The organism is Burkholderia singularis, assembly GCF_900176645.1.
Lineage (GTDB): Bacteria > Pseudomonadota > Gammaproteobacteria > Burkholderiales > Burkholderiaceae > Burkholderia > Burkholderia singularis.
The window spans coordinates 33,620-59,766 of the sequence record NZ_FXAN01000040.1; the positions used below are offsets into that span (position 1 = coordinate 33,620).

Annotated in this window: 17 protein-coding genes and 1 pseudogene; 8 read left to right on the top strand and 10 right to left on the bottom strand. The window is 61.9% G+C overall.

Features of this window, described 5'->3' with window-relative positions; all coding sequences use genetic code 11:
- The 3 genes from BSIN_RS06545 (at position 1) to BSIN_RS06555 (ending at position 4,476) form a co-directional block, all read left to right on the top strand.
- On the top strand, positions 1 to 1,506 hold the full coding sequence (locus BSIN_RS06545) for a S8 family peptidase (protein ID WP_089339883.1): 1,506 nt from the start codon (positions 1 to 3) through the stop codon (positions 1,504 to 1,506).
- A gap of 103 nt (positions 1,507 to 1,609) precedes the next feature.
- The gene (locus BSIN_RS06550) at positions 1,610 to 3,553 is read left to right on the top strand and encodes a Xaa-Pro dipeptidyl-peptidase (RefSeq protein WP_089339884.1); all 1,944 of its coding nucleotides are present in this window, start codon (positions 1,610 to 1,612) and stop codon (positions 3,551 to 3,553) included.
- A gap of 167 nt (positions 3,554 to 3,720) precedes the next feature.
- Positions 3,721 to 4,476 (top strand): class II aldolase/adducin family protein, encoded by a 756-nt coding sequence (locus tag BSIN_RS06555; RefSeq protein ID WP_089339885.1) that lies wholly within the window; start codon positions 3,721 to 3,723, stop codon positions 4,474 to 4,476.
- Between the two features lie 488 nt (positions 4,477 to 4,964).
- On the opposite strand, the gene BSIN_RS06560 is transcribed toward BSIN_RS06555, so the two are convergent.
- From BSIN_RS06560 to BSIN_RS06600, 9 genes are all read right to left on the bottom strand, one after another.
- Entirely contained in the window at positions 4,965 to 6,380 is a 1,416-nt protein-coding gene (locus tag BSIN_RS06560; RefSeq protein ID WP_143757365.1) for a glycosyl hydrolase, read from the bottom strand.
- A 523-nt stretch (positions 6,381 to 6,903) separates the two neighbouring features.
- Entirely contained in the window at positions 6,904 to 9,195 is a 2,292-nt protein-coding gene (locus BSIN_RS06565; protein WP_089339886.1) for a GNVR domain-containing protein, read from the bottom strand.
- Between the two features lie 93 nt (positions 9,196 to 9,288).
- Positions 9,289 to 10,614, bottom strand: a complete 1,326-nt coding sequence (locus BSIN_RS06570) for a cellulase family glycosylhydrolase (protein WP_059515346.1) — start codon at positions 10,612 to 10,614, stop codon at positions 9,289 to 9,291.
- 27 nt (positions 10,615 to 10,641) lie between these two features.
- Positions 10,642 to 12,003, bottom strand: a complete 1,362-nt coding sequence (locus BSIN_RS06575; RefSeq protein WP_089339994.1) for an O-antigen ligase family protein — start codon at positions 12,001 to 12,003, stop codon at positions 10,642 to 10,644.
- A gap of 835 nt (positions 12,004 to 12,838) precedes the next feature.
- Entirely contained in the window at positions 12,839 to 14,743 is a 1,905-nt protein-coding gene (locus BSIN_RS06580; protein ID WP_089339887.1) for a S53 family peptidase, read from the bottom strand.
- Between the two features lie 566 nt (positions 14,744 to 15,309).
- Positions 15,310 to 15,756, bottom strand: a complete 447-nt coding sequence (locus tag BSIN_RS06585; protein WP_059515340.1) for a zinc-finger-containing protein — start codon at positions 15,754 to 15,756, stop codon at positions 15,310 to 15,312.
- A gap of 155 nt (positions 15,757 to 15,911) precedes the next feature.
- On the bottom strand, positions 15,912 to 16,886 hold the full coding sequence (locus tag BSIN_RS06590) for an alpha/beta fold hydrolase (RefSeq protein ID WP_089339888.1): 975 nt from the start codon (positions 16,884 to 16,886) through the stop codon (positions 15,912 to 15,914).
- Between the two features lie 5 nt (positions 16,887 to 16,891).
- Entirely contained in the window at positions 16,892 to 18,490 is a 1,599-nt protein-coding gene (locus tag BSIN_RS06595; protein WP_069235473.1) for a flavin-containing monooxygenase, read from the bottom strand.
- Positions 18,487 to 19,395 carry an SDR family NAD(P)-dependent oxidoreductase gene (locus BSIN_RS06600; RefSeq protein WP_089339889.1) on the bottom strand — a complete coding sequence of 303 codons (909 nt, stop codon included), beginning with the start codon at positions 19,393 to 19,395 and terminating at the stop codon, positions 18,487 to 18,489. The genes BSIN_RS06595 and BSIN_RS06600 overlap by 4 nt, the downstream gene beginning before the upstream one ends.
- 103 nt (positions 19,396 to 19,498) lie before the next feature.
- Between BSIN_RS06600 and BSIN_RS06605 the strand changes: the two genes are divergently transcribed.
- Positions 19,499 to 20,152, top strand: a complete 654-nt coding sequence (locus BSIN_RS06605) for a TetR/AcrR family transcriptional regulator (protein WP_089339890.1) — start codon at positions 19,499 to 19,501, stop codon at positions 20,150 to 20,152.
- 172 nt (positions 20,153 to 20,324) lie between these two features.
- Here BSIN_RS06605 and BSIN_RS06610 read toward each other — a convergent pair whose 3' ends face one another.
- Positions 20,325 to 21,224, bottom strand: coding sequence for a LysR family transcriptional regulator (locus BSIN_RS06610; RefSeq protein ID WP_089339891.1), 900 nt, complete (start codon positions 21,222 to 21,224; stop codon positions 20,325 to 20,327).
- 289 nt (positions 21,225 to 21,513) lie between these two features.
- On the opposite strand from BSIN_RS06610, the gene BSIN_RS06615 reads away from it, so the two are divergent.
- From BSIN_RS06615 to BSIN_RS06630, 4 genes and pseudogenes are all read left to right on the top strand, one after another.
- Positions 21,514 to 22,158: a glutathione S-transferase family protein gene (locus tag BSIN_RS06615; protein WP_089339892.1), complete on the top strand. Its 645-nt coding sequence runs from the start codon at positions 21,514 to 21,516 to the stop codon at positions 22,156 to 22,158.
- Between the two features lie 196 nt (positions 22,159 to 22,354).
- A pseudogene (locus tag BSIN_RS06620) lies at positions 22,355 to 23,317 on the top strand (pyridoxamine 5'-phosphate oxidase family protein); the annotation flags it as partial.
- A 689-nt stretch (positions 23,318 to 24,006) separates the two neighbouring features.
- A complete protein-coding gene (gene tsx, locus BSIN_RS06625; RefSeq protein WP_369828151.1) occupies positions 24,007 to 24,822 on the top strand; it encodes a nucleoside-specific channel-forming protein Tsx in 816 nt (271 codons plus the stop codon).
- Between the two features lie 30 nt (positions 24,823 to 24,852).
- On the top strand, positions 24,853 to 26,133 hold the full coding sequence (locus BSIN_RS06630) for a NupC/NupG family nucleoside CNT transporter (protein WP_089339894.1): 1,281 nt from the start codon (positions 24,853 to 24,855) through the stop codon (positions 26,131 to 26,133).
- Positions 26,134 to 26,147: the final 14 nt, after the last annotated feature.

Genomic DNA, 26,147 nt, shown 5'->3' on the forward strand with positions numbered 1-26,147 from the left:
ATGTCTAAATTGATTAGAACTGCTTCATATTCTGCGATTGTTGCGGGTGTTGTCCTGGTCGGTCTCGCCCCGCCCTCGCACGCACAAACTCTTACATCCCCGTCGGTTCCTGGCGGGCGCGATACGGTCAACCAATTAATCGTTAAGCTCCGAGCGCCGAAGATGGCGGCTAGTGCTGCAACGGGGCCGTCGGCGCGCGCGACGGATGTGCAGGCCGTGATCGATCGCGTGGTCTCCGCGCGTCGTGCGCGCTCGGCGAATCGTGCGTTCGGTGCAACTGCGGCTTCGGCAGCCGGGAATTATGCCGATCCCGCGGCCGGAATACGCATTAAGCGCGAAATGTCGGGTGGCGCGACGGTGCTGTCGTTGCAAAATCGCTTGCTGCCCGCCGATGCGCAGGCACTTGCGCAAGATTTTGCCGCCGATAGTGCGGTTGAGTATGCGGAACCGGATGTGCGGATGTATCCGTCCGTTGTTCCGAACGATGCACGCTACTCCGAGCAATGGGGCTATTTCGATCCGAGAGGCGGCGCGAATTTGCCGGCCGCTTGGGATTTGACGACGGGCTCATCGCGGGTCGTCGTCGGTGTTATCGATACTGGTTACCGTCCGCATGCCGATCTCGCGGCCAACCTGCTCCCCGGTTACGATTTCGTCTCCGATCCGGTAAGCGCGAACGACGGTAACGGCCGCGACAGCAATGCATCGGATCCGGGCGATTGGGTGACGTGGCAAGAAAGTAACGACCCATACGGGCCATTCTACGGATGCCCGGTGAGCGACAGTTCCTGGCATGGCACGCACGTCGCAGGCACGATCGGCGCGGTGACGAACAATGGTTTCGGCGTTGCGGGCATATCATGGTCGGGCAAGGTGTTGCCGGTACGCGTGCTCGGCAAATGCGGGGGTACGCTGAGCGATATCGTTGATGGAATGCGTTGGGCCGCGGGCTTGTCGGTACCGGGTGCGCCGGCCAATCCGTATCCGGCCAACGTGCTGAACATGAGTCTTGGCGGCTCCGGCCGCACGTGCAGCCAAACCTACCAAAACGCGATCAACGAGATCACGTATCGCGGCACAACGATCGTCGTCGCGGCAGGCAACGAAGGCACGTCGGTATCGACATCGCAACCCGCGAATTGCCAGGGCGTCATCACGGTTGGCGCGACCGATCGCAATGGTGTTCGTGCGAGTTTTAGCAACTACGGGGCGGCAGTGAAGATTTCCGCGCCGGGCGTTGGTATTTTGTCGACGCTGAATGCCGGCAGGACTTCACCTGGAGCGGACAGCTATGCAAGTTATAACGGCACCAGCATGGCGACGCCGCACGTCGCCGGTACTGTTGCGCTGATGCTGGCGATCAATCCGACATTGTCGCCTTCGCAAATCCTGCAGCGGCTGCAAGCGAGCGCGCGTGCGTTCCCCAGCGGATCGGGGTGCTCGACGAGCACTTGCGGCGCGGGGCTGCTCGACGCAGGTCAAGCCGTCTACGCGGCGATTCGGTAATAAGGACAGGCACCGCTTCGGCGGTGCCCGCTGCGCTGTTTGTGAGCGATATCGCTCGATATGGACTGGCTGTTTTCTTACGATTCCCGGCATAAGGACAACAATGAAAATCCGCAAAACTGAATCGCTATGCGTATGGAGCACCGCCATTGCGGCGGCGGTTTTACTCACTGCATGTGGGGGCGACGACGGCTCGGGTTTGCCCGGCGCGTCTATGTTTGCGCAAACTGGGCGAAGCGAAAATACGGACGCGGTGCCAGCTGCAGGCGGCGCGCGTGCGGCTTTCGGGCGTGTTTCGCCTTCCGGCGTGCCATACGCGGATCTGTCCGGCGGCGGGCGCTATCGACCCCTGATCGAAAACGGTCAGGTGCAGCCATCGCTGTCGGGCAATACGATTACCGAGGAAGCGTGGGTAGAGACGCCCGTCGATTCCGATGGCGACGGCGAGAAGGATCGGATTCACGTGCGTATCGTTCGGCCGGCCGAAACCGCATCGGGCGCGCGCACGCCGGTCATCGTTCTGGCGAGCCCGTACTACAACGGGCTTGCCGACAGCCCCAATCACAATGTTGATGTTGAGCTTGACGGTACGCCGCATCCAGTCGCGTCAACGGCTGCCCGTATTCTGGCGGCGATACCGCAGTCTCGAATCTTGCAGCAAGTCGAAGCCGCGGCAGCTGGGCGTTCGTGGATTGAAGGTTACTTCGTGCCGCGCGGTTTTACGATTGTCTATGCGGATTCGCTTGGCACCGCGGGTTCGGATGGGTGTCCGACGATTCTGACCCGCGACGAATCCGTCGCGATGGCGTCGGTAATCCGTTGGCTCGGCCGACACGCGAGCGCGAAGGATGCGAGCGGCAAGCCGATCGTCGCGAATTGGTCGACGGGGCATGTCGGCATGTATGGCGTGTCGTATGACGGCACGCTGCCAAAGATGGTCGCCAGCTTGCGCACGCGCGGACTCGATGCGATCGTGCCGATCGCGGGACTATCGAACATGTACGGCTATTACCGCTCGGCGGGTCTCGTGCGTGCGCCGGACGGTTACCAAGGCGAGGACGTCGATGTCTATATAAAAGCACTCCTGACGAATTCGCATCCGGAGCGTTGCACGCATCTCATCGATGAAGCGTTGCAGAAAGAAGACCGGACGACGGGCGATTATTCGGCATTCTGGGCCGCCCGCGAGATTCCGACGGCTTTTGCAGTGGCACCTGCGCTTGTCGCGCAGGGGCTCGCGGACGATAATGTGAGGACCGATCAATCGACTTCGTGGTATCTCGCGATGCTCAAACAGCACGTGCCGGCACAACTATGGTTGCATCGGGCCCGTCATACCGATCCGAGTCGTGTACCCGCGATGGCGAGCGAATGGACTGCGCAGGTGAACCGCTGGTTCACACGCTATTTGCTGGGTTACGAAAACGGTGTCGAGCGTGGGCCGGGCTCGGTAATCGAGCAGGCCAACGGCACGTTGCTGAAAGAGCCGCGCTGGCCGGCAAGCAGTGCAACGCCTACTACGTATTTCTCGGGTGGAGACGGAGCGGGAACGGGAACGCTACTGCGCTGGCCATCGGGTGGCCCGCTCGTGAAATTTACCGATGATGCGCGGATCTTGGCACTAACGCTCGCGAATGCAGCCGATGGCGCACATCGCAGCCGTTTCGAGACGCAGCCGCTTGCCCAGGCGACACGAATCTCAGGAACTGCGACCGCGCAGGTCCGCTTGACGTTCTCGGCTGCCGCGAACGTGACGGCGCTGCTCGTTGATCGTGCGCCCGACGGCAGCGCGACGATTATCACGCGCGCCTGGACCGATCCTCGCAATCGCAAGTCGATCTGGCATTCGCAGCCCGTCCTCGCCGGCATGCCCTACGATTTGCGTTTGACGTTCATGCCGCGTGACTACCGGCTCGACGCAGGCCACCGGCTGGGATTGGTCGTGTTGTCGAGCGACTACGAAGCGACGTTGAGGCCGACGCCCGGCACTGAACTGACGCTCGATCCGGCCGGTACGTCGGTGACGGTGCCGTTGACGCCGGCTTGATATGGATGGCGCGCGGCGCGTGTGCGCGCCGCGCGCGTTTCGGCTCGAAGCCGAGCATCTTGGCCGATTCGCGTCGATGGGCGTGGAAAACCCGATGCGATCCGTGCGTGAAGCTGGTAAGGTGAGCGCGATGCCGGCGCGCTTGAGCTGGCGCGCATGGAGCCTGTATGGACGCTACTTCCGCCACTGCCAACATCGATTCCGCCGAATGGCGCATTCGATGCGATCTGGCTGCCTGCTATCGTCTTGTCGCAATGTACGGCTGGGACGACTTGATCTTCACGCATATCTCAGCTCGTTTGCCGGGCCCTGATCATCATTTCCTGATCAATCCATATGGAATGATGTTCGAGGAAATTACTGCGTCGTCACTCGTAAGGGTCGATCAGGCAGGCAACAAAATCGGCGATTCGCCATACCCGGTCAACCGCGCGGGGTTCGTGATTCATAGCGCGGTGCATGCTGCGCGTGCCGATGTGCAATGTGTACTGCATACGCATACGCGTGCGGGGATTGCGGTCAGCGCACAGCGCGCCGGTGTGTTGCCAATTTCGCAGCAGTCGACATTCGTGCTGCAATCGCTTGCTTATCACGATTACGAAGGCGTTGCACTAAAAGACGACGAAAAGCCGCGGCTGCAGTCGGATCTTGGACGCTCGATGTTCCTGATGCTGCGTAATCACGGACTCCTGACTGTTGGCGCGTCGATAGCCGATGCGTTTCTCGCGATGTATCTGTTCGAGACGGCTTGCCAGATCCAGATCGCCGCACTGCACGGCGGTGATCTGATCGAGGTGCCGGCCGGGATTATCGCGACGAACGCCGAAGCGGCATCGGTACAGACCGATGGATTGGGTGGCGCGTTCGTTTGGCCGGCGTTGATTCGCAAGTTGGACCGGCGTGACGATAGCTATAAAACCTGAGCGTGGTGCGCGCGGTCTTGCGTATCTGAACGATCAATCGCCCCGGACAGATCCGCGCTTCAATCGCTTCGCTTAAAACCTGCCGTGTTTGCCATTTCGAAGTGGCTCAGATGAACTACCGGACGAACTGTCATTACGCCCCGCCCTCACTGTCACTATCATCAACCCGTCGTTTGAGTACCGACGACGTCAGCGCGAACGGATTCGTAACAGCCAATGCAGTTGACCGAGCACGCTTCATGTGGCTCCCGCTGATTTGTCGATTCGACGACAGCTTTGTCATTCTATGGACGATACCGTCCAAAAAAACGTCGATGTTTTAATAAAAAATAACTGCGCCGGCGAGCTGATCGCGGCGCAGCTTTGGATCGGGTGGCGTGTCACGTTCGTTACGTCGTGACCCGGTAATGCATCATCTGGTCTATGCGGCCTCACGCAAATGCGGGTTTGCCGAATTTTATAAAGATGGTATGCGCGAACCGTGATGATTAATTTTTAGTGGTCGTGGTCGCGTTGGTGATGGCCGTCTGCATCGTCGTGTACCGCGGCTTTGGTTGTCCGCTGTTCGTCATTAAACCATACGCTCCGGTCGAGTCGTCATAGAGTTCATACCAATTGAAGCCGATGACATTGTAAGTTGTTCTTGCAGCGACCAGTTCGGCTATCGTCTTCGTGATGTACGCCTGAGCCTGTGCTTCCGTATTGCTGAGATTCACGCCGACCTCGGTAATCACGATCGGCAGGTTGTAGCTCGCCTTGAGCCGTGCGAGCACGTTGTACGTACCAGTGAGGCCGACTGCGTTTTCGATGTCGCCGCCGTCGGAGTACCAGTGCCACTGAATTACGTCGGGCGTGATTTTCGGATGACCGGTCGTGCCGTCGGGTTGGGTGCCCGTCATTAGTCCATCGAGGAATCCGAAATACAGCCAACCGGCCGTTGCGTTTGCAATCAGCTTGGTTTTGTGCTGCGTATCGACTGAACGCCAACCGTCGAGTGCACCTCGCAATGCACCGCGCCAAATCGGAAAGGTCGAATTGTCGAAGTCCGAAACATTGACGCCGTCGCCACGAATCGGTGCGTTGTGGCTATCCAGATCGTATTCGTTGCCGAACTCAACCATCGGAATGCCGGCGAGCTTTTGTGCTGCATAGACGGAAAGCTGATAGGCATATGCGTATGCCGTTTCTTCGGTCGGCTGTTTGCCGTTTAGTGAAGGATCGACCCAGGGGTTCGCTTCGATCATCGGCAGTACGGTGACGTTGGGTCCGAGTCCGGGGATGAGCTTATCCGCAATCGCGTCGATGTGATCCGGGATGTAAGCGTCCTGCCGGTAGACGTGGATGCCGGCGGTAGTCAGGTGGGATGCCTGAGTGGCGAGCGGCGTCGAACTGTAGACGCTGTTGGTGGCGACAAAGTGTCCGTTCGTACCAAAGAACGGTGCGACCCATGCGGCAGGCGAAGTCGACGAGGACGAAGCCGGAGGAGTCGTTGTCGACGATGACGATGACCCGGAACCGCTAGAACTCGTCGACGAGCCAGAACCATGCGAGTTGGAGCCGTGAGAGGCACTGGCTGCATCGGATGCGCTCGCTGATGGAGGCGCATTTGGCGTGCTGGATGTGCTGGACGTATCGGTTGCGCTGGCGGCGCTCGGCGCGCTCGGCGTTGCCGATGCGATCGGATTGCTCGTATTGCTGTTTGACGTCGAGTTTGCGCTGGTGGAGGATGCAGGCACGACGATACCCGGAGTTGCGGCGGCGAGGCTGGAGTTGGTATTGCTTCCATCACCACCGCCGCACGCAGTAAGTAGGAGTGCGAACAATGTGGCGAAAACGATCGGAATATACTTCGGATACCTAATAAATTGATTCGGGCGCACGGAAGTAATGTTCAGATGATTCATGGCAGGATCTCCGTTCGGGGAAGGTTTCTATCTTAGGTTAATTTGAGATAAAGGTATCTCTAAATTATTACCGAACGATGGATCGAATGCCAGTGTTTGGGAAGCAAAATAGGCCGGTTGGAATTTTTTGAATCGGGATGGTGGGGTATCGATGAATGCGATGTCGGATGGCCCGTCCATCGAGCATCGGTGGCGAATATCCGGCATTGCCTTGTGCGATCGCGGTTTCGCGGGTGATGGCAGGAGCCGATCGGTATCGCAAACACGCGTTTGGTGGGTGACCTTTCTGTTTTGACAGGATTAGAGTATTTGTTCGAAACGAACGGATTGGTAATGAAGCGTTGACAAAATGAAAAAAGGAAATGGAGGTGATGAAATAAAAAACCAGAGGTGTTTAAACCTCTGGTTTTTCCTTGAATTAATTTTTAATAATGATGTAATGCTGCCGATTTGGCTTTCAATGGTATTTAATTGTAAAGAAAACTCCTGGGTTCATTCGGCATCGGAAATTCTTGGCGGCAGTTCATTTTGCACGTTCGAGCGTTCGCTTTGCCGTGGAAGGCGTATCGATTTCATACGCGCGATGCTCGCCGTCGTGCGATGCAGCTCGGCGTTTACCAGAAGGCCCGGCGTCTGCGTTGAAAACGTGGCCGACGAGTTTTGCGCCGACGCTTTCGAGCCGCTGCTGCGCGGTTTCAAGGTCTGTCGCGCGAGTCGTTCGGCCGCGCGAGACCAGCAGAACCGCGTCGCAATCCCGAGTGGCGATCGAAAGCGCGTCGCTGTACGGCAGGACTGGCGGCGCATCGACGATGATGAAATCGTAACGCGTGCGCAATGTCGCGATCAGCGCGGTCAGCTCCGGCCGCTCAAGTAAACCGGCCGGATTCGCGCCAGATAGCGTGCCGGGCGTCATGACGGACAGCGTGCTATTGCCGATTCTAACGATCGCATTGTCCAGCGGCTGTGCATTCTCGAGCACGTTTGCGAGGCCAATGCCGCTGCGCTCGGCGCCGAGCGGATTGTGGGATCCGCCACGCATGTCTGCGTCGACGAACAGAACGGATGCGTTGGAATCCGCGAACAGATACGCCAGATTCGACGCAACGAAACTGCAGCCCACGCCAGCGGTTGGGCCAGTGAACAGCAGAACCTTGCCGCCTTCCCGGCCGTCGTGCGCGAACGCTGCCCGCATGCTCGTGCGCAGCACGCGCAGTGTCTCGATACTGGGATCGTCGGGATCACGGGCGGCGAGAGGTTTGACCGACGGATGGGACGCGCTGATTTTGAGCGCGTGCGATGCCGGCGGCGTGAGGACAGCGACGCACGGCAGATCCGATACGTCGGCGATCGACTGGGGGCCGTTCAGCTCGTTGCGGCGGCGGGCAAGCAGGTATACAAGTGCCAAACCCGTGAACAAGCCGGCCAGCAGCGCGCCGACGATGATGAGGCCGCGTTGCGGCCATGCCCGCCTATACGGCTTGTTTGCCCAGTCGACGACGGTTACGCCGGACGGCGTGCTGGCAACGGCGATTTCGAGCTGTTGCGCATTGGCCAGCACCTTTGTGTAGAGTTCAGAAGCAACCGTTACCTGGCGCGTCAGCCGGACGAATTCGCGTTGCGCGGTCGGCAGCTTGTTGGCTGCGGCAGTTGTTTGCTGAATTTCCTTTTTTACTTGATCGAGCTGGGTCTGCACGGTCTGATAGGTCGTGCTGCCGGGCTGGAAGCGTCCCTTCACGTTGTCGAGCGAGAGTTGCAGCAACGTTTGTTTTTCGGACAGCGAGTTCAATCGGCCGATCAGCGCAGCCCCCTGCTGGTCGACATCGATCGTGCCCGTCGTCGTCCGGTAGCGGTTCAACTCGTCCTCGGCCTTGGCGAGATCCTGCTTGAGGACAGGCAGGCGTGCGTGCAGCGAGTCGAGGCTGCGTTGTGCATTCTGCGAACGATAGGCAATGTCCTGCTGAAGGTAGACGCGGATGATTGCGTTGACCAGATCCTGGGCATGCTGGGGCGTATCGGCCTGATAGATGAGCCGCATCAGCGACGGCTCTTCTAGCGTCGAATCGCGGTTCGCGACGATCGTTTTCATCTTCTTCATCACGTCGTCATAAACACGCTGCGTCGATTCCTTGACGATCGAGAATTCGATGCCGCTGCGCGCGCGCAGCGTATCGACTCGAATCTCGCCAGCCTGGGCATTGTCCGATCCGACGGTAAACGGCACCGTGGCGCCGACTACGCCGCGTGCGAGCAGCCGGTCTTTTTTGTCGTACAGTGCCCAGTGGCCGTTGTCGCCAGCGACGAGCCGGAATTTGTCGCCGTATGATGCGTCCGGCACCGTGAATGCGCCGAGTTTCAGTTTTTCGCCACCCCACGCGAAACCGGACAAGCCGAGCAATGGCGCAGCGAGCTTGTCGTCATCCGCATGGCTTGATGCGAACAGACGGCCGATCAGCGGGAAGTAGCTGCGCGTGCGGATGTCGAGATCCGCGCCGATCTGCTCGATTGCGGCACCGACGGTCGCGCGCGAGGTCAGCACTTCGCTTTCGTCGTTCGCGGACGGGCCGGCCGAGATCGTGCCCGAGACGTCGGACAGTGCGCTGATGGCGGCGCCCGGCTTGGTTTGGATGCGCAGCAGCGCTTCGGTTCGGTATTGCGGCGTCGCGACGAATGCATACAACACGCCGAGCGCGAAAAACACGCCGACGATCGTCGCGAACAGCCGCCGGTGCCGGGAGATGCTCCACGATAGGCTTGTGAGCCCGTCGTTGTTCTTGGCGTGTGGCGCGGTCATAGTGGGTTGTGCTTTCAGGTCCATCGTTGTTTTCCGTTAGCGACGGCGGCCGCCGCTGTCCTCTGCATCAATCGGTTAAACCCGGCTTTGCGCAGGCATTCGCGCCGGGCGCGGCGCTCAGGCGCCAATCGTAATGAAAATTGGCCCTTTTGCTTCCGGAACCTCGAACGTGGTGCCGCCGGCATTGAGCTTGGCACCGTACATGTCGGTCACGCGCGCATTGGCCGGCAGTCGCGACAAGTCGACGACGATCGAATTGCCGGTGCCGTAGCACCAGACCACGTACTTTGTCGTGCGCGGCGCGGTCAGCTTCAGCACGATGTAACGTGCGTTGGCGTCGAGCCGATACTGCGCACCCTCGGCGTCCCCGGTGAACGAGAACAGATGCTGGACGGCGGTGTAGGCAGGCAGCTTTTCACCGTTGGCGTCCAGCAGTCCGAAATTGTGCTCCATGTCTTTGTTGTTTCGGCCGTCGTTGCGAATGTCGTAATACGACGTGAGGCCGACTTGGGCGATCCAGTTCGACAGCAGCAGCCGTACCGCATATTTCGCTTGGCGCTCGCGCGCGATTTGCGAGTGGCCGTCATCGATGTCGGACACATAGTTGTAGCCGTAGCTCGGGTATGCCCATTCGGTTGCCCACACCTGCGGTTTCTTGCGATACGTCGACAGATCGCGTCGCAGCGCGGCGTAATCGGCGAAGACGGTTTCGGGTTCGGTCTGCCGGTACGGATGCACGCTGATTGCGTCGGGCGCGGCTTGCTTCGGGCCGCCGATGTCGCCGACCTTACGGATGAACGCGCGGTTGATCTGCTGTACGCCGCCCGTCGCGACGATCGCATTCGGGTCTGCGGTCTTGATCGCTTGCACGGATTTTTTAAGCACTTCCTTATAATCGTCGGCCGACGGCTTGCCGAGCCAGTAGGTCGGGTGATCCTCTTCGTTCCAGATCTCGTAGCGCACCGCTTTACCCTTGAAGTGCTGCGCGACCTTGAATGCATAGGTGCGGAATGCGTTGAGTTGAGCGGGCTGAGTCGGTGGTCCCTTTGGGCTCAACGCATAGTGCTGACCGCTGAGGATGAACAGCACGCCGAGGCCGCGTGCGGACAGATCGGCGACGAGCTTGTCGTACTGCGAAAAATTCCAGCCATGCGGCGTATCGACTGCTTGCCAGAACAGGTTGGCGCGGATGAACGTGAAGCCCGCGTTCTTGATCGCGTCGAGCAGCTTCGTATCGCCGATCTCGTGCACCGCGACGCCGGTGTTGTCGCGCGATGCGACGAAGCCCGGCAGATCGACATACGGCGGGTTGGCGGCGGAAGCCGGCTGCGACGCGCTCAGCGTGACGACGCTCGGCTCGCTGGCGAAGCTGAGCGTGACGAGCGTGGCGCTTGCAAGCGCGGCGAACAGCCGATGGCGCAGGGATAGCGTGCGGTTCTTCATATCGTCGTTTCCTTCTCGCACGCGCCTTCAGTGTAGCCCCGACGCGGTGCCGCGCACGTTGCTTTGCAGCCGCTCGAATGCGATCCGCGCACTCGAGATGCGCGGCCGCGGCACGCGCTGGCTGATTGAGTTCAGAACCACGCCGAAGAACAGCAGGCAGCCGGTCGTTTCATAAATATCGGTCGTCAGCCCGCTCGCGAGCAGAAAGCACAGCATCAGCCAGATCGGCCGATTGTTCGATTCGCGCGAGAGCACGAAATGGACGAATGCCGCGATGAGAAACACGTTGCCGATTACGCCGACATTCGCCAGCGTGTAAAGGGCCATGTTGTCTGCGTAGCCGGTGTTGAAGCCGAATCCGGTTGCGCCGTTGCCGACTGCCGAGCCGAAACCAACTGACGAGCCGAAGCCGCCCGGCCCGACGCCGAGCCAGATCAGGTGCTCGCGCACCATGCCTTCGATCAGCATCGGCCATGTGTTGAAGAAGCGGTCTTGCATCGACGACAGCGAACCGGAACTGCTGATGTCCTGAATGCTAGCCAGCGTGATGAGCCAACCCGCGATCGGCAGTGCGACGATGAGCGCCGACAATGCGATGCTCGCAGTACGCAGCGAGCGCGTGCGCAGCATCAGATGCAGCCCGACGACGATCACGAGCGCGACGAGGGTTGTCTTGTTCGTTGTTTTCCAAATGGCAAGCGCCGACAGCGCGAGGATCGCGGTGACGGCAGCACGCGAGCGCAGGCGCGGGAAGATCCAGGTCACGAGCAGGCCGATCAACAGCCCTGTCGACGCGCTGCTGCGGCCGAAGCCGGGCAGCCGCGATGCCGTGCCCACGTAGGTTGCTTTTGCGATCGTCACGCTCACGCCGCCGCCGATATCGACGCTGCCGCCGACCCAGGGCAGGTGTACGAAATAGTTGAGGAACACGCCGCCGACTGCAAGCAGCGTGAGCCCGACGAGCACGGCCAACATTCGCGGCGATTCGAGCACCTCGAGCGCCTGCGGCGGCATCACGAGCGCGAACAGCATCGGCGAGACCGTCCAGATCCAAAAGAGCGCGGCGCTCAACGGAATACCGTTGGCGAGCGACACGCACATCTGCGCGCCCAGATACGTGATGATAAGCACGTGGCTTGCCTTCGGCCGTTCGACGAGCGCGAAGCCGAGCGCCACGACCATCAGTGCCTTCGGCAGATAGCCGAGCGGTGCGAGGCCGACGAGCGACGTGTAGTAGCGGATCGCGCCGGACAGCACGTCGCTGGCGACGGCGATGACGAAGATTGCCGCCCAGAGTCGGTGTATCTTCGAGATACCTTGCATCTGTACGTGATGGTCAAATTGCGGGCCGCACTGCGGATCGAACGGTCTCATCTTGCGGGCTGGCATCGTCTGGTCTCGAACGGTTGCGCGCATCGCTTTCAATTATCAGCGAACGATGCCAGGAAACGTGATTCCGGTTCGTTGCGTCTGATTCGTTCGGACCGCGCGCCGGCGCGGTCGCGCATGCGGCCGGCCGCCTCGAGGCGGCTTGGTTGGCTGAAGGCGCTGCCGCGCGTAGCGGTGGCGCCGAACGTGAATCGATACTGGATCCATCGTCTGCGTCGAAGGATAGCGTCGCCATCTATCGGGGAAAGTACGACAGCCTACACTACGCCGATGGTGCGAATGGCGGTTAACATCGCAAGATAGCGTTAAATATAGTGGAACGTTAAGGATAACGGAGAATAATTGGCGGAAGACGGCGTCATGCAGCAGAGCAGCGAACGCGTATGGCTTTTTTGCACGCATCAATCGTGCCGGCTCGGCGTGATCGCGCGGGGCTTGTGAACAGGCGCTGATCAGTGTTTTGGCCAACCACGCACACTGGCCGCAAGCACATGCCGCGGGCGGCTTTTCGGCAGGACGGTCGATCGGTCGGGCTTGCAAGCCTTTGTTACAACTATGACCTCGCATGAAGAGGTTGGATGATGGCTCCACCGTTCCATCGGATGGAATTTGCCGGATGCACATTCCACCGGACAAGAGCTTGTTGGATAAAGATCGCTGATTCGGCCAAGCTGTCTGCTCATTGCCGCGTGCCATTCCGAATGATGTGACGAAACCGGGTGGGCATTTGCACAGTGCCGCGAAGCGCAGCGCGGACCAAAAAAAATCGCCTCTCCGAAGAGAGGCGATCGCGCGCCGGCGCGTGGCCGGCGGATTGCGTGATGCGTCGGGGCGGTTACTTGACCGAGCTTGCGCTGACCTTCGCAAAGTCGAGGCTGCCGAAACCGGTGTCGTAATCCCAGCCGGTTTTGGCACTGTAGCCATAGCCGTTATAGCCATTGTTGCCCGATGTCACGTCATGCACGAGCGACGGATTGCTCGGCAGACCCGCATAGAACGCCGACGTCGGCAGTCCGAGGCTATTGCCGTTGGCCGATTCCACGCGCGCCCAGCCGCCCACGAAGATCGGCGACGCGAGGCTCGTGCCGCCGATCAATTGGTTCGGCTGGCCATTAATGATGATGTACGCGCCCGTCGCGCCCGCTGCGTCGAATGCGACGTCGGGCAGTACGCGCTTGGTGACCGTGCTGCCGAGTGCGGCGGTCTGCCAGCTCGGCGCGGTTTCGTAGGCGCTGACGCCGCCGCCCGTCGCCCAGAGTCGGACCTGGTTCGTGACTTGATCCGCATACGAGAGCCCCTCGTTCCAGACGGTCTCGCCGGCCCACGTCGTCGTGCCGCTCGTCGACAGTGTCGTGCCGCCGACCGCGACGACGTTCGGCGAGCTGGCCGGATGCGAGACGCTGTATTTGCCGAGGTTGATCCGCACCGTGATCGCACCGCTGCTGCTTTCCGTGCCGACATAACCGGGCGCGCCGCTATAGGGCGCGCTCGACCATTGATAGACGCCCGAATCGCCGGACGACACCGAGAAGATCTGACCTTGCGCGACTGCCTGTTTGAAGACTGCGTCGTCCGCGGCGAGCGAGCCGTCGGAGTTCGCTGCGGCTTCGTCGAGGCCGAGGGACACGTTGATGACCTTCGCGACGTTGTCGGTGACCGCCTTGTTGTACGCGGCCGTGATCGAGGCGTCGGTGAGTGCGCTGTCGTTTGAGTCGCCGTTGATGGCCGAATAGAAAATGAGTTGTTTGACGCCGCCCGACGTGCCGATGATCGTCTGGCTGTCGAGGTCCCATTCGCTCGGATCGCCGTCGTTGGCAAGTGTGCCGGAGCCGCCAGGAACGACCTTGGTGTTGACGGTTGCCAGGCCCGCGCTTTGCGTGAACTGGTTCAGATCGGCGATCGTTTGCGTTTGATCGCCCCAGGTGATGATGCCGACCGTCGTGTTGGTCGCGGCGGGCAGACCTTTTGCATCATAGATCGAGGCGAAATCGGTTGGCTGGTGGCCGATTTGCGAGCCTGCCACCGCGTTTCTCACGACCGAATCCGGCGATGCGACGCGACGCAGCATCCGATGCGGAACCGCTGCGTTCTGCAGTCCGAGCACCGCATCGACGACCGTGCCGAGCGCTGCCGGCACTTGCGCCGCGGAGTCGTTGCCGTAGACCTGCTTGCCGCGATAGCTGAAGCGTTTGAGCGTGGTGTGGAAGCCGCGTTCCGCGTTCGATGCGTTGCCTTCGGCGAAGACCAGCTTGTTATTGTCCGACACGCTGACGTTGCTGAAACCGTTCGCCTTCAAATGCGCGACGACGGCTTGCACTTGCGCGTCAGTCGGCCCGAAGCGGGCCTTGAACTGTTCCGGCGTCAGAAACTTGTGATAGTTCGCACTGCCGGGCTTATTCACTTCGCTCAGGAACGCATCGAGTTGGGCTTCGTTACGATTCTTCAGCACGACGGTCACGCGCAGCGGCTGGCTCAGTTCGAGCGGCGTAACGGTCGTATCGGTGAGTTCCGGCGTTCCGATCGTATTGAGCGCGTAGCTCGGCGCGGTTTTTGCCTGCGTTTGCGAAGCGGCCGTCGTAGCAGATGTGCGAGTGAGCAGGAAGGCGTTGGTGTGGGTCGGTGCCCAAGCGGACGCGGCTTGCACGGAAAGCGGGGCCAGCGTGGCGGCAATCGCGAGCGGTAGCAGCGACAGCGCAAAACGTTTTGGAAATAGCGGGTTCACGTGCTGAGTTCTCTGCATTTTCTGACTTCCCAAGAAATGATGAAGAACGGTTGCGAAGCCGGCGTCAGGCGGAAATAGGGTGCTCGGCGCGCAGCCGATGTACGGCGCGATGCGACCAGGTGAGATTCACGGCGACATGGAGATCCTCCTGCTGATGGATTATCGGAAGGTCACGTGTTAAATAATTAGGAATCCGATTTATTTTTCATAAGAAAAACGCTGCCCACGCTGCTAGAGCGGCGCGTGTCGAATTTCTCTGACTTGGCTTATCGGAATGTTTCTATAGACCGGAAATCTATTGCGATTTGCTCATGGAGTGGATGCCGCCCCTCGGAAAGTAATTTAATTGGAAGGATTTGGTTAGGATAATGTATTGATTTATCCTGGTTTCCTTTGTTTGCAGCAAGCTTGTTTCGAAAAAGATAGCAGGGAAAAAAATCGAGCGTCAAACTTTTTTTGATTCGATCTAAAAAATTTAAAGCAATAATTCCTTCGGTGGGAAATGAATAAAGGGTTTATGTAAGCCGGCGTAAATTAATTGAATGCGGCATGGCCGGTAGCTGCGACGCAGCAGCCGGCGAGGCTCAAGACTTCGCGTGCGGCGATTTTCGGGACATGAATTGCTCGATAAGCCGTAATGCACTGCGGCATGCGTCGAGATCGAACGTATGGATCGTGCTGGAAGCGTCGAGACCGAGATGCGTTGCGAGCCAACGTATGCCTTTCGCGCGTGCCTCGAAGGCGTTGCAGCCATCGCGGCGGATTTTCGCGGCAACGAGCGGCTCGAGTGCTGCGTGCAGTTCGGATTTGGCTTGCCTGAGTTCCGCGTTCGCGAGTCTGCCGAGGGGCACATGGCGCCGGCTGCGCGGATAGACCCCGATCCACGCGTCACATGGCGCGCAGATCCAAAGCTCGCCGTGGTCCTCGTGGTACGGGTAGGCGGCCTCGCCATAGCGGGTGAGCGCCGCTTTCGCGCCGCAATAGTCGCAGACAGGTTGGGGCAAGGCGGGAACGGGACGGCCGACGCGCACGATTCTGGATGGCACGAAAACGGTGTGGACGAGCCGTTAGCGTACACCGAATCGCGCGCGGCGCCCGCCGCATGTTCGTATCGGCCGGGGACGTGAGGCGGCCGCGACGGCTGCGTTGCACCGCGCCCGCAGCCGGTTGGCCCAAGCCGTGCGCGTTAGGCGGCCGTGCTGGCGGCCACGAGCTTGGGTTCGGCCGCCGGCGATGGCTTGGCCACGTCGAGCAGCCAGTCGGTCGTCTCGGCGGGCTGCGTGACGGGCAACATGTGGCCGCCGTCGACAATGCGCAGATCGACGCTATCGAGCCGGTTCTTCAGCGCCTCGGCGTGGCGCTGGTAGTTGAGGATCTGATCGTTGCGTCCATGCAGCAACGCGACGGGCACGTTCAATGACGCGTAGCGGCTTTCCATGTCGGGCAGATCCTCCGGCGCTGCGACGAGATCGGACGATGCCGAATAGAACGCGTGCGGGCGCAAGCCTGTCAGGCCGCCGCCCTTCAGGCCGAAGTCGTATGGCACCGGCTCGGGCGAGAAAATCAATTCGGTTGCCTTACGGCTTTGCAGCTTCGCGACCGGTACGCCGAGCGTGAGCGACACGAAGCGGCGCACGAGCGCAAAACGTATCGCAAGGCCGCGGAACGGGCCGGGCGCCTCGGTTTCGACGTGCGTGAGCGGCGAAATCAGTGCGACCCGGCTCAGGATCTGCGGATGGTCGAGCGCGAGCGCGAGGGCAATCGCGCCGCCGAGCGAGTGGCCGACGACCACGGGCTTGTCGAGACCGAGCGTGACGATGAACATCGCGATGGTGCGCGCCTGGGCGTACACGTTCGCCGCCGAACGCGGGCCGCGCGTCGAGCGGCCCGAGCCGGGGCGATCGACGAGGATCACGCGATGCGATTTCGCGAGCCGTTGCAGGTCCAGATACGCGAAATTGCGCAGATTGCCGCAAAGGCCATGCACGAACACGATCGGCGGGCCTTCGCCATATTCGACGTAATGCAAGCGATCGGAGCCGATATCGACGAACTTACCTTCAGGCGGAAACAGCCGTTTGGTGCGATGCGCGATGAATTGCGTGAGCGCGGCGAACGCAGCGAATACGATGACCAGGTAGTGAAACAGCTTGATTATCATTCGAATCACCTTCCTTCGTAGGCGGGCTGGCGGGTTGAATTATTCTGCTCGACGAGCGTCGGGCGGCGGCGTTCGAATCGCAGGGCGCCGTCGGCGAGCGAGCCGAACCGGAAGAGCGCGAAATCGCGGATATAGTTTTGATAGGCTTTCCAAGGCTTTTTCACGCCCTGCTTGGGCAGCATCGCGGCGGCGCGCTGGATGTAGCCGGACGACAGATCGACGAACGGTTCCAGCTCCGTTTGGCCGGCCGGCAGCCGCGGTACGCAGACGTCGTAGCCGTGCGTGCGCATGTGTTGGAACATGCGGCACACGTACTGCGCGATCAGTTCGGCCTTCAGCGTCCATGATGCATTCGTGTAGCCGAACGACAGCACGAGATTTGGCACGCCGCTGAACATCATCCCTTTGTACGACACCGTTTGCGACAAATCGACTGGCTGGCCGTCGATCGTCAGCGATATCCCGCCCAGCATCTTGAGCTTCAGCCCGGTCGCGGTGACCACGACGTCCGCGTCGAGGCGCTCGCCGCTTTTCAGGAGCAGGCCGGTTGGCGTGAAGCGCTCGATTTCGTCGGTGACGATCGAGGCGTTGCCCGCGCGGATTGCCTTGAAGAGATCGCCGTTCGGCACGAGGCAGAGGCGCTGGTCCCACGGTTTGTAGCGCGGCGTGAGGTGCTTGCCCGCATCGAGCTGAGGGCCGCTCTGCCTGCTCGCTAGATGGATCAGAAGCTTTTTGATCGCGTTGGGGCGGCGGCGTGAAAGATTGTAGAAGTACATCGTCAGCAGCACGTTTTTCACGCGCACGACCCGGTGTGCGAGCCCGGCCGGCAGCCAGCGGCGCAGCACGCCCGCAACCGGATCGCGCGCGGGCAACGACATGATGTAGGTCGGCGAGCGTTGCAGCATCGTCACGTGGCGTGCGACGGGCGTCATCGATGGCACCAGCGTCACCGCGGTTGCGCCGCTGCCGATCACGACGACGCGTTTGCCCGCATAGTCGAGATCCGACGGCCAATGCTGCGGATGGACGATGCGGCCCTGGTACGTTTCCTGGTCGGGCCAGCTCGGTGCGTGGCCTGCTTCGTAGTCGTAGTAGCCGCTGCACATATAGAGAATGCGGCAGGTGAAGACTGCTTCGTCAACGCGTTCGCCGTCGGTGCGCTGCACGCGCACGGTCCAGCGCGCGCTCGACGAATCCCAGCTCGCGGCGGTGACCTTGTGATTGAAGCGGATCGCCTTGTCGATGCCGAACTCGCGCGCGGTCTCCTTGATGTAGTCGAGGATCGATTGGCCGTGCGCGATCGAGTTGTCGCTTTGCCACGGGCGGAAGCTGAAGCCGAGCGTGAACATGTCGGAATCCGAACGGACGCCGGGATAACGGAACAGATCCCAAGTGCCGCCCATCGTCGAGCGGCCTTCGAGGATCGCGTACTTCGCGCCGGGGCAGCGCTCGCGCAGGTAGTAGGCGGCGCCGATGCCGGAGATGCCCGCGCCGACGATCAACACGTCGTAATCGGCTGCGCGCGGCGCGGCGCCCGTTGCCGCCAGCGGGGCGCGTTCGTCGGCCGGGCCCAAGGTGGTGTGCCAATCTGTTGTCGAGTTCATGCGGGATCCTTACTGATCGAGGAAGCGGGCGCGGGCATGGCTGTGCCGTTCCGGCGGGAGAGACGGCGCTCGCGCGACTTGCGCAGAAAGCGCAGCACGAAAATCTGGTATCCGGAGCCGAGCAGGCGTGCGAGCTTGTCGACGCGGCGTGCATCGGCGCCGACAAGCACACGCCGCGCATTGCGCCTCACGCCGGCGAGAATCTGGCGGGCAGCTTCATCGGGCGTGGTGGCGTCGATCAGCCGGTTCGCGGCGCGGCGATGCGTCTCGATATCCTGCCCGGTCAGCGCGACCACGCTCGCGTCGATACGCGACGCTGTCGCGATGTTCGTCGCCACGCCGCCCGGATGCACGCATGTCACGCCGATCGGCGCGCGCTCAAGCTCGAGTTCCATCCGCAGCGCCTCGGTGAAGCCGCGCACCGCGAATTTCGTTGCGTTGTACGCGCTTTGCGTCGGCATGGCGATCAGGCCGAATAGGCTTGACGTGTTGATCACATGAGCGTCGCCCGATTCGCGCAGATACGGCAAAAACGCCTGGGTGCCGTGCACGACGCCCCAAAAGTTGATGCCGACGATCCATTCGAAATCCTTGATCGACACGGTTTCGGCCGCCGCTGCAAGCGATACGCCCGCGTTGTTGAAGAGCAGATTGATCTTGCCGTGCGCTTCGCGCGTCTGGCGCGCCCAGTCGAATACGGCTTCGCGTGACGCGACGTCGAGCCGCTGCGACGTGACCCGCACGCCGTAGCCGGTGCACGATGCGACGGTCTGCGCGAGGCCGTCCGTATTGATATCGCTGAGCGCGAGATGACAACCCTGACGCGCGAGCTGGATCGCCAAACTGCGCCCCATGCCCGATCCCGCGCCCGTGATTGCCGCCACCTTGCCGGAGAAATTCCTCATCGGACGGGCCTCCCTTTGGCTGTCTCCATCGTTATGTCGATTTAGAATGTGGTGCGAGTCAACACCACTTTAATTTTGACATTGGCTGATGTCAAATAGCGAAATGGAGAAAATACTCGAACGGGGCAAGAAAGGCCGCCCTTACGCCGGCATTCCACCGGAAGCACGGGCGGCGGAGCGTCGCGACGCGCTGATTCGCGCGGGCACGCGCATTTTCGGCACGGTTGGCTTCCAGCGGGCCACCGTGCGCGCGATTTGCCAGGAAGCGAAGCTCAATGATCGCTATTTCTATGCAGCGTTCGATAGCACCGATGCATTGCTGCGCAGCACCTACGAGCACCATGCGCAGCGGCTGCGCATGTCGGTGAAGCAGGCGGTTGCCGCGCTCGGCGCGACGCGTGGCGGGCTTGACGCACGGATCGACGTGAGCCTTGCCGCATTCTTCGCATTTTTGCGGGACACGTGCGCGGCGCGCGTGCTGCTGCTCGAAGTGATGGGCGTGAGCGCGCAAACCGATGCGACATACCAGCGCAATCTGAGTGAATTCGGCAAGATGATCGTGACGCTCGTGGCGCCGCTGAGCGAAGATCCCGACGTGCGCGCGGACCAGCGGATCATCGGAATTGCGCTGGTGGGAGCGATGACGAACGTTGGCGCTGCGTGGTTGCTGACCGGTTATCGCGATTCCGAGGAGAAAATGGTGCGCAATTGCCGGCAGGTGTTGCTCGGCGCGTTGCAGCATTTGGCCGCGCACTGAGCGGCGGCACGATCGGCTGGGGCGCCGTGCCGCATTGGGTTGGGAGGATTGTGCGGCGCATGCGGCGCGCGTGCCGCGTGCCGCATGGTTTGGCCTGCGCGGCTTCAGTCTGCCCGCAGGCGGGAAATTTGTCGGAGGATGCGTGCGTGCCGTCTCATCCGGCACCGGACGCTCATCTCGCGAGCCGCGCTTTCAACATGTCGATCAGCGCCCGTACTTTCGGGCTCGGATGGCTCGTCGACGGAAATACCGCGTGAATGTCGCCGGGCGGCAGCGTCCAGCCAGGCAGCAGCCGCACGAGCCGTGCGGCTGCGATATCGTCCGCCGTTGCGAAACTCGTCGCGATGCCGAAGCCGCCGCCCGCCAACACCGCCGCGCGGCAAGCGGTCGCCGTGTTCGACGCGAATGCGCGCTTGCAGCGCACGCGCGCGCGCTCACCTTGTGCATTCGCAAGCTCGAATATTGTGCGCGGCAGCGTGGACAGCATGACGTAAGGCAACGCGCTCAACGCATCCGGCGTATCCGGCGCGCCGTGACGGGCGACGAACGCGGGGCTGGCGACGATCCAGCGTTCGAATTCGCCGATTTTCACCGCGCGATGGTTCGAATCGGCGAGCCGGCCGAGCCGGATCGCGACGTCGAGGTTGTCGTGAACGAGGTCGACGATCCGGTCGTCGCAGATCAGCTCGATGTCGAGTGCCGGATGCGCGTCGCGCAGCGCGACCAGTGCGGGCGTGACGACAAGCGCGCCGTAGTCGATCGCGGCGCTCACGCGCAGCGTGCCACGCAGCGGCCCCGTGTCGCCGGATACTGCGCCGAGCGCGGCGTCGGCCGCACGCAGGATGTCGCGGCACGCGTCGTAAAACGCGCGGCCTGCGTCCGTCACGTTGAGCCGGCGCGTGGTTCTCACGAGCAGATTCGCACCGACCTCCGCTTCGAGCCGCTGCATGTGCGCGCTGACCATCGTTTTCGCGAGCCCGAGCCGCCCGGCTGCCGCGGTGAATGAGCCGGCCTCGACCACTGCGACGAAGATTGCCAGCCGGTTCAGGTTAACGCTGCGGACGTCCGCCATCGCCTATTGTCCATTTATCAAGGATTGTGTTTCGGGAATTATCCATCTTCTATGGATCTACCGCGCACGGTACGCTGCGAGTGTCCCTGGCCAGATAGTCTGATGGGCCGGGCGTGATGCATGACACGGGGGCGGCCACGCGCAGCGCCTGGCCTCGCGTTTCGCGCTGGCCTCCGGCGGGCTGCCCGCGCATGCGCCCGGTGCGGATGTTTGCCACGGGACTGGCCGGTCGGTGCGAATGCGCCGCCGCGTGTTTTCCCTGTCCCGTTTTCGCTCACGGAGTGCCGTCATGCCAGCTGTCATGCAACCCGCCGCGCCGATCCGGCTTTACATGCATCCGTTGTCCGGTCATTGTCATCGCGTTCTTTTGTTCCTGTCGTTGCTTGGCCTGCCGGTCGAGTGTGTCGAAGTGGACCTGGCCGGCGGCGCGAACCGCCGCGCCGAGTTTCTCGCGCTCAATCCGTTCGGCCAGGTGCCGGTGATCGAGGATGGCGATGCGGTGCTGTGCGATTCGAACGCGATCCTCGTTTATCTTGCGAAGCGGTATGCCGATCCGTCATGGCTGCCGGTTGATCCAGCAGGTGCGGCGGCCGTGCAGCGCTGGTTGTCGCTCGCGGCTGGGCCGATTGCGTATGGCCCGGCGGCGGCGCGTCTCGTCACGGTGTTCGGCCGGCCGCTGGACCACGCGAACGCGGTGCGGATCGCGCGGCATCTGTTCGATGTGATCGATCCGGAGCTTGCCTATAAGCGCTTCGCAATAGGTGATCAACCGACGATAGCCGATGTCGCCGCTTATTCGTATATCGCGCATGCGCCGGAGGGGGACGTGTCGCTCGAGCCTTATACGCATCTGCGTGAATGGCTCGCGCGTATCGAGGCGCTGCCGGGTTTCGTGCCGATGCCGGCGGCGAAGGCGGGGTGGCGCGCGGCGTGACGGCGTTGCCGCAGGTGCGGCTTGGACCGGGAGCGGTTCTCGCGGCGCGTATTTCCGGCCGGTCGGACGGGTGATGCGTGCGGTGGTCGCGCCGCGCGTGCCGGCGGGCGGTTTCATCGGCGGGCGCCGGCAATGGGCGTTTGTCCGTGCGTCGCCTGCGTTGACGGTGATGGGGTCTATCGCAAAGGAGTCCGAGATGACGGAGCCGATGTCATTGGTGCTCGATGAGCGCGCAGTTGCCGCGCCGTTCCACGAAGGCGAACTCGTCGCGCAGCAGCGCGCGGGCGTGACCGCGGCGGCCGAGGCACTCGGCCGCCGCGGAGTCCGCATGTTCATGCCCGATCAGCATCGGACGTTTTATGCGCAACGGCCGTTTTTCATCGTCGGTGGACTGGATGCCGACGGGCAACCGTGGGCGACATTGCGGGCCGGCGAGCCGGGGTTCGTCGTGTCACCGGACCCGCGCACGCTCGCCATCACGGGCGGCCAATTGCGCGACGATCCGCTCGCCGCCTGCTGGCGCACCGGCAGCTGGTTCGGGGGCCTTGGCATCGAGCCGCACACGCGGCGGCGCAACCGGATCAATGGCGTCGTGACCGGGATAGACGGCGGGACGATGTCGGTGACGGTTAGCCAGAGCTTCGGCAACTGCCCGAAATATATTCAGAGCCGCGTGCCATTGCGAAGGCCAGTGGAGGCAGACGCCCTGCCGCCTCAACATCGCGCCGCACGGCTGGCTGACGCCGATTGCGAATGGCTAGCGCGCGCGGATACGTTTTTCATCGCGAGCGCGAATGTGGAAGAAGCGGCGGGTCGTGCGCGCGGCGTCGATGTGTCGCATCGCGGCGGGTTGCCGGGCTTCGTGCGCGTCGACGATGAGCGCACGCTGACGGCGCCTGATTACAGCGGCAATAATCTCTTCAATACGATCGGCAACTTGCTGCGCGAGCCGCGCGCTGGGCTGCTGTTCGTCGATTTCGAGCACGGCGATCTGCTGTATATCGCCGCCGACGCGCAGATCGTCTGGGACGGGCCCGAACTTGCGGCGTTCGACGGCGCGCAGCGTCTCGTGCGATTCAAGATTCGCGAAGTGCGCCGCAGTGCGGGCGTGGTGCCGTTCAAATGGTCGGCGCCGGAATTCGCGCCCCAGTTTGGATCGCGATCCGCAATGTAGCTCGCAGCGCAGCATGGCACGGGCCGGTCGATCCGGGTTGCCAGGCAGGCCGGCGCGCGCGGCGCGTAATCGGGATCCTGCCGGACGCGGCGCTCGTTTGTGTCGCGGTGGCGGGCGGGCTGCATGTCAGGCCCGATGGCGCAGGCCTGTCGGCTTGCGCGGTGCGGGTGACGTGCGCGCATCGGCCGTCGTCGGCGGTGGCGACGGTTCGCAGCGGCTTTCTGCTTGCTTTCGGCGTTCAACGCGCGGCGGCGCGTAACCCATCGGATGGGCTTCGCGCGACTATCGAAAACGCCAATGTCCTAAGTTGACCGGATGGTCAATATTGGCGCAGCCATTGCGTGACTTGCTGCAAATTGGTGCGGCAACCGTGCGCGCCGGCGGTACGATATCGCCTTTTTCGACGGCCCAGGTTGGCATCGGTCTTGCATCGTCGCACCGTCGACTTTGCCATCGACCCATGATTTGCCGGATCGCGCGCTCGCGCACTCGCCACCGATTGCCCGTTCGATATCAGGAAAACCAACTACGTGAATGCACCCCGGAGATCATTTCGCGTCCGTCATTCGTCGCGCGCCGCGCGATGCGCGGTTGCCTGCGCTGCGTCGGCGCTTGCGTTCTGCGCATCGGCATTGCATGCGCAGGCCCTGACCGAAAGCGTCGGCGAGCCCGCTTTGACCCAGCCCGCGCCGCCCGCGGCATCGCCGTACCTGTCGGATTGGCTGCGCCAGAGCATCGGCGTGATCGGCTCGAAGAACATCCGCTTTGGTCCATACAGGACCAACGACGTCTACATCGAATACGAATATTTCGGCCGCAAGGGACCGTTCGATCTTTACGGCTACGTCGATATCCCGCGTGCATTCGGTATCGGCAACGGCTACGATTCGGGAATTTCGAACAAGGGCGCGCCGCTTTTCAGCGAGCAGGAGCCGCGCGTGTCGATTGACGATCTGCTTGGCCGCAGCCTGGCTTTCGGACCTATCAAGCAGTGGTATCTCGCATTCGACTGGATCTACGACCAGGGCCATAGCCGCGCAGGGCGGCAGAACACGCTGTATGCAGGCATCGGCACGGATCTCGCGGCGCCCGGCAAGCTGATTCTGCAAGCGAACCTCTATCTGCGCAGGCAATGGGAGAACTATGGCGCGGCAAACGAAAACACCTGGGACGGCTATCGCGCGCAGATGAAATACATCTATCCGTTCGGCAAACTCGGCCGCGGCAATCTGCTCTACGTCGGTTTCTTCAACTACGATTTCGGCTCGCGGCTTCGTGAAAGGACCGGCGGCGATACCCGCACCGACACCGCATTCGTCTCGACCAACGTACTGATCTACGAACTCGAGCGCTGGCGCTTCTGGGCCGCGGCCCGCTATTTTCACAACGGCGGCCAGTGGGGCGGCACGGCGCTGGATTTCGGCAACGGCCCATTCCAGAACCGCTCGACGGGATGGGGCTATTACGCCAGCGTCGGTTATCGATTCTGACTCCGAATCTTTTCTACGAGGACATCCAACTTGGACATTCTGCGCAGCTTGTGTGGCATCGTGGTCTTGCTCGGCGTCGGTTACGCGCTGTCGATCAACCGGCGGGCGGTCAGCGCCCGCACCGTCATCGGCGCGCTTGCGATCCAGATCGCGATCGGCGCGCTCGTGCTGTTCGTGCCGCTCGGGCGCGACGTACTCGCGGCGATCGCGCACGCCGTCACGAGCGTGCTCGATATGGGGCAGCACGGCTTGAGCTTCCTGTTCGGCGGCCTCGTCGGCGACAAGATGTTCGCGCTGTTCGGCGATTCCGGCTTCGTGTTCGGGCTGCGCGTGCTGCCGATGGTCGTTTTCGTCACGTCGCTGATCGCGGTGTTGTATTACATCGGCGTGATGAAGTGGTTGATTCTGATCGTCGGCACCGCGTTCGCGAAGCTGCTCGGCGTGAGCCGGATCGAGGCGTGCTCGGCCGTTGCGACGATCTTCATCGGCCAAAGCGAACTGCCCGCCTTCGTGAAACCGTTCGTCAACCGGATGACCCGCACGGAGATCTTCGCGACGATGTCGAGCGGGATGGCGTCCGTTGCGGGATCGGTGCTCGCCGGTTACGCGGGGCTCGGCGTCAGGATGGAGTATCTGCTCGCTGCGTCGTTCATGGCGATTCCGGGCGGGCTGCTGTTCGGCAAGATGCTGTGCCCGACAACCGAGCGCAGTCACGCCGATGTCGACACGCTCGAATTCGACGACAAGCATGCGGCGAACGTGATCGAGGCGGCGGCATCGGGCGCGGCCGTGGGGATGCGCATCGCGGTGAATGTGGGGACGATGCTGATCGCGTTCATCAGCTTGATCGCATTGCTGAACGCGTTGGTAGGGGTGGTCGCGGGTTGGATAGGGTTTGCCGGCGTCACGCTGCAATCGTTGCTCGGCGCGCTGTTTGCGCCGCTCGCATGGCTGATCGGCGTGTCGTGGCACGATGCGTCCGTGGCCGGCAGTTTTATCGGCCAGAAGCTGATCTTGAACGAGTTCGTCGCATACAGCTCGCTGTCGCCGTATCTGAAAGACGCCGCGCAGGTTGCGGCGGCGGGCTTGCCGGTGCTCGCTCCGAAGACGCTCGCGATCGTATCGTTCGCGCTGTGCGGGTTCGCGAATTTTTCCTCGATCGCGATTCTGACGGGCGGCTTCACGGCGATCGAACCGTCGCTGCGCTCGGACGTCGCGCGCTATGGAATGCGCGCACTCGCGGCCGCGACGCTGTCGAATCTGATGAGCGCGACGATCGCCGGGCTGTTTCTGTCCATGTCTCTATCGTGAGCGAGCCTGCATGG